We start from the raw sequence: 5,179 nt of genomic DNA, 5'->3' as shown, positions 1-5,179 counted from the left end.
TGGAGGCGTACTACCGGGAGCTGGCCACGCTCGACACCGACATCGAACAGTACGCCAGCACCAGCGGCACAGTCGTCCACAACGTCATGTAGCGCATGCGGTACACCGTCCCGCACCCCGCCGCCGGCGGCCGGAGTCTGTGGACTACTCGCCGGTTGTGGACAGTGCCGTCACCCGGCGCTCCGTCGGTCCCGTACACTTCTTCTGGCGATCCGGGTCACCGGGTCGACTTCGCACGCCCCGGTACGGCGGCCGGCAACGGTTCCTACCAAGCGCCCCTCGGTCCTTAGCGGCACGGCGCGTCGCGGGCGTCAGGCGCGACCGCCGTCCGGCGGACGCGGCACAACCGAGAACACCAAGGAGAAACGGCCATGGCCGTCGTCACGATGCGGGAGCTGCTGGAGAGCGGCGTCCACTTCGGTCACCAGACCCGTCGCTGGAACCCGAAGATGAAGCGCTTCATCTTCACCGAGCGCAACGGCATCTACATCATCGACCTGCTCCAGTCGCTGTCGTACATCGACCGCGCCTACGAGTTCGTCAAGGAGACCGTCGCCCACGGCGGCACGGTCATGTTCGTCGGCACGAAGAAGCAGGCGCAGGAGGCCATCGCCGAGCAGGCCACCCGCGTCGGCATGCCCTACGTCAACCAGCGCTGGCTGGGCGGCATGCTCACCAACTTCTCGACCGTCTACAAGCGTCTGCAGCGCCTCAAGGAGCTCGAGCAGATCGACTTCGAGGACGTCGCGGCCTCCGGTCTGACCAAGAAGGAGCTGCTGGTCCTCTCCCGCGAGAAGGCCAAGCTGGAGAAGACCCTCGGCGGTATCCGCGAGATGCAGAAGGTGCCCAGCGCCGTCTGGATCGTGGACACCAAGAAGGAGCACATCGCCGTTGGCGAGGCCCGGAAGCTGAACATCCCGGTCGTCGCGATCCTCGACACCAACTGCGACCCCGACGAGGTCGACTACAAGATCCCGGGCAACGACGACGCGATCCGCTCCGTCACCCTGCTCACCCGTGTGATCGCCGACGCCGTCGCCGAGGGCCTCATCGCCCGTTCCGGCGTGGCCGCCGGTGAGAAGGGCGAGAAGGCCGCGGGCGAGCCGCTCGCCGAGTGGGAGCGCGACCTGCTGGAGGGTGAGAAGAAGGCCGAGGAGGCTCCGGCCGCCGCCGAGGCCCCTGCCGCCGAGGCCCCCGCCGCCGAGGCGCCGGCCGCCGAGGGCGAGCAGGCCTGACGCAGGCAGCGTTCGACAGTGGGGGCGGTAGCGCTTCCGGCGCGTTGAAAACCGCCCCCGCTGTTCACCCGTAGGTCAGCCCGTACGCGGGCCGCGACTACATCTGGGTCGCGACCGTGCGGATCTCAACGAGAAAGACTCACAGACTCATGGCGAACTACACCGCCGCCGACGTCAAGAAGCTCCGTGAGCTCACCGGCGCCGGCATGATGGACTGCAAGAAGGCGCTGGACGAGGCCGAGGGCAACGTCGAGAAGGCCGTCGAAGCGCTGCGCATCAAGGGCCAGAAGGGCGTCGCCAAGCGCGAGGGCCGCTCCGCCGAGAACGGCGCCGTGGTCTCCATCATCGCCGACGACAACTCCTCCGGTGTCCTGGTCGAGCTGAAGTGCGAGACGGACTTCGTCGCCAAGGGCGAGAAGTTCCAGGCCGTGGCCAAGGCCATCGCCGAGCACGTCGCCAAGACGAACCCGGCCGACATCGAGACCCTGCTGGCCTCCGAGATCGAGGCCGGCAAGACCGTCCAGGCGTTCGTGGACGAGGCCAACGCCAACCTCGGCGAGAAGATCGTCCTGGACCGCTTCGCGCAGTTCTCCGACGGCTACGTCACCGCCTACATGCACCGCACCATGCCCGACCTGCCCCCGCAGATCGGTGTCCTGGTCGAGCTCGACAAGCCGAACGCCGAGGTCGCCAAGGGCGTCGCGCAGCACATCGCCGCCTTCGCGCCGAAGTACCTGGCCAAGGAGGACGTCCCGGCGGACGTCGTCGAGTCCGAGCGCCGTATCGCCGAGGAGACCACCCGCGCCGAGGGCAAGCCCGAGGCCGCGATCGCCAAGATCGTCGAGGGTCGTCTGAACGGCTTCTTCAAGGACGCCACGCTGCTGGGCCAGCCGTACGCGCTGGACAACAAGAAGTCGGTCCAGAAGGTCCTGGACGAGGCCGGTGTCACCCTGAAGCGCTTCTCGCGCATCAAGGTCGGCATCTGAGTCCGTACCGCGATCGACGCGCGACCCCGGCGGAGTTCCGTGAGGAAATCCCGATAGGGTCGACCGCAGTCGTCCGTCCCCATTGCCACACCCCGGCGTGCGGCGGACGGCAGCAGATCTGACGAGGAGGCCATTGCCGCGCATGGGAGCGAAAAGCGACCCCATCGGCAATGGCCTTCTTCGTATGTGCAACACGTGAAAGAGGCGGGATCCCCCATGACCACCAAGGCCCAGAAGAGCGACGACGGCAAAGTACGCGGCCGGTTTCTGCTGAAGCTGTCCGGAGAGGCCTTCTCCGGTGGCGGGGGCCTGGGCGTCGACCCGGACGTGGTGCACAAGATCGCCCGCGAGATCGCGGCCGTCGTGCGCGACGGCGCCCAGATCGCGGTCGTCATCGGCGGCGGCAACTTCTTCCGCGGCGCCGAACTCCAGCAGCGCGGCATGGACCGCGCCCGCTCCGACTACATGGGCATGCTCGGCACCGTGATGAACTGCCTCGCCCTCCAGGACTTCCTGGAGAAGGAGGGCATCCAGTCCCGCGTGCAGACCGCCATCACCATGGGCCAGGTCGCCGAGCCGTACATCCCGCTGCGCGCCGTGCGCCACCTGGAGAAGGGCCGCGTGGTCATCTTCGGCGCCGGTATGGGCATGCCCTACTTCTCCACCGACACCACCGCCGCCCAGCGCGCCCTGGAGATCGACGCCGAGGCGCTGCTCATGGGCAAGAACGGCGTGGACGGGGTCTACGACTCCGACCCCAAGACCAACCCCGACGCCGTCAAGTTCGACGCGCTCGGCTACGGCGAGGTCATCACCCGGGATCTCAAGGTCGCCGACGCCACCGCCATCACGCTGTGCCGTGACAACAGGCTCCCGATCCTCGTCTTCGAGCTCCTCGCGGAGGGCAATATCGCCCGCGCCGTCAAGGGTGAGAAGATCGGCACGCTGGTGGGTGACCAGGGCAGCCGGGACTGACCCGGGATCAACCCGGCCGGTGATGTGCGGCCCTGTGAGGGGGCCGGACCCCGGCCGGGGGATGGACAATGTCCTGCCGGTCGGGAACCGTGCAGGAAGAAGACGCGACGCAGCCGGCCGCCGACCGACCCAGGAACCGCAGCCGGGCCTTACTCAAGACACGCAGGAGCAAGTGGTGATCGAAGAGACCCTCCTCGAAGCCGAGGAGAAGATGGAGAAGGCCGTCGTGGTCGCCAAGGAGGACTTCGCCGCGATCCGCACCGGCCGTGCGCACCCGGCGATGTTCAACAAGATCGTGGCCGACTACTACGGTGCCCCGACGCCGATCAACCAGCTGGCCTCGTTCTCCGTGCCGGAGCCGCGCATGGCGGTCGTGACCCCGTTCGACAAGAGCGCGCTGCGCAACATCGAGCAGGCGATCCGCGACTCCGACCTGGGCGTCAACCCCAGCAACGACGGCAACATCATCCGGGTGGTGTTCCCCGAGCTGACCGAGGAGCGCCGCCGCGAGTACATCAAGGTCGCCAAGGGCAAGGGCGAGGACGCGAAGGTCTCCATCCGCTCCGTGCGCCGCAAGGCCAAGGACGCCATCGACAAGCTCGTCAAGGACGGCGAGATCGGTGAGGACGAGGGCCGCCGTGCGGAGAAGGACCTCGACGACCTGACGGCGAAGTACGTCGCCCAGGTGGACGAGCTCCTGAAGCACAAGGAAGCGGAGCTGCTCGAAGTCTGATGAGCGACTCTTCCTGGGGGGCGCCGCCACCCGCGGGGCAGACCGGCTACTGGGGGTCCACCGTGGGTGGGCCTGTCCAAGGGGCTGCCCCGGCGGGTCCCGCGTACGATGCGCCTGAGGCGCAGCAGACTCGCCCCATGCCCATCGTGCCCGACGGCCCCGCGTATGGCGGAGACCAGGACGACGACCGGGGGGCCGCTCGGCTGGGCGGCCCCCTGTTCCGAGACGAGACGTTCCAGGCCCGGGAGCTCCCGGCCGAGACCCAGAACCCGGAGCCCATGTCCGACGTCCCGCAGCCGCCGCCGGCGCCGCAGAAGAAGAGCGCGGGCCGGGACCTGAGCGCGGCCATAGGGGTCGGCGTCGGGCTCGGCGTGGTGATCGTCGCGTCCCTGTTCGTCAAGAAGGCCGTCTTCGTCGGCGTGATCGCGGTCGCCGTCGTCGTCGGTCTGTGGGAGCTGACCAGCAGGCTCAAGGAGCGCAAGGAGATCAGGGCGCCTCTCGTGCCGCTCGCGGTGGGCGGTGCGGCCATGGTCGTCGCCGGCTATGTGCGCGGTGCCGAGGGCGCGTGGGTGGCCATGGCGCTGACCGCTCTGGCGACCCTGGTCTGGCGCATGACGGAACCCCCGGAGAACTACCTCAAGGACGTCACGGCCGGTGTCTTCGCCGCGTTCTACGTGCCTTTCCTGGCCACGTTCGTCGCGCTGATGCTCGCCGCCGACGACGGTCCCTGGCGGGTGCTGACCTTCCTGCTGCTGACGGTCGTCAGCGACACCGGCGCCTACGCGGTCGGCTGGCGCTTCGGCAAGCACAAGCTCGCCCCGCGCATCAGCCCCGGCAAGACACGCGAGGGCCTGCTGGGCGCGGTGCTGTTCGCGATGGTGGCGGGCGCGCTGTGCATGCGGTTCCTGATCGACGGCGGAGCGTGGTGGCAGGGCCTGGTGCTGGGCCTGGCGGTCGCGGCCAGCGCCACGCTGGGCGACCTCGGCGAATCCATGATCAAGCGCGACCTGGGCATCAAGGACATGGGCACCCTGCTCCCCGGCCACGGCGGCATCATGGACCGCCTGGACTCGCTGCTGCCCACGGCTCCGGTGGTGTGGCTGCTGCTGGTGGTGTTCGTCGGCTCGGCGTGACCCCGGCCCTCGCCGGCTCCCCGTGAGCGGTACGGCTTCCCGGCCCCCGTCCTGTGCCGCAGCAGGGCGGGGGCCGTCGTCGTCACGGCGAGGCCGTGGCCGCGGGGCGGTACGCAC

General features: G+C 69.0%; 5 protein-coding genes. All 5 read left to right on the top strand.

What is annotated here, in order from left to right:
• The first annotated feature begins 371 nt into the window (after positions 1-371).
• The 5 genes from rpsB (at position 372) to H5J33_RS22770 (ending at position 5,062) form a co-directional block, all read left to right on the top strand.
• Positions 372-1,235: a 30S ribosomal protein S2 gene (gene rpsB / locus H5J33_RS22790; RefSeq protein ID WP_181796770.1), complete on the top strand. Its 864-nt coding sequence runs from the start codon at positions 372-374 to the stop codon at positions 1,233-1,235.
• A gap of 149 nt (positions 1,236-1,384) precedes the next feature.
• Positions 1,385-2,221 (top strand): translation elongation factor Ts, encoded by an 837-nt coding sequence (tsf, locus tag H5J33_RS22785; RefSeq protein ID WP_181796769.1) that lies wholly within the window; start codon positions 1,385-1,387, stop codon positions 2,219-2,221.
• A 216-nt stretch (positions 2,222-2,437) separates the two neighbouring features.
• The gene (gene pyrH / locus H5J33_RS22780; RefSeq protein WP_030785074.1) at positions 2,438-3,196 is read left to right on the top strand and encodes a UMP kinase; all 759 of its coding nucleotides are present in this window, start codon (positions 2,438-2,440) and stop codon (positions 3,194-3,196) included.
• A 175-nt stretch (positions 3,197-3,371) separates the two neighbouring features.
• A complete protein-coding gene (gene frr, locus H5J33_RS22775) occupies positions 3,372-3,929 on the top strand; it encodes a ribosome recycling factor (protein ID WP_030785071.1) in 558 nt (185 codons plus the stop codon).
• Positions 3,929-5,062, top strand: a complete 1,134-nt coding sequence (locus tag H5J33_RS22770) for a phosphatidate cytidylyltransferase (RefSeq protein WP_181796768.1) — start codon at positions 3,929-3,931, stop codon at positions 5,060-5,062. The genes frr and H5J33_RS22770 overlap by 1 nt, the downstream gene beginning before the upstream one ends.
• Positions 5,063-5,179 lie beyond the last annotated feature (117 nt).

It is taken from the genome of Streptomyces sp. WELS2 (assembly GCF_013870595.1).
Lineage (GTDB): Bacteria > Actinomycetota > Actinomycetes > Streptomycetales > Streptomycetaceae > Streptomyces.
This window is presented reverse-complemented; position numbering and strand designations above follow the sequence as displayed.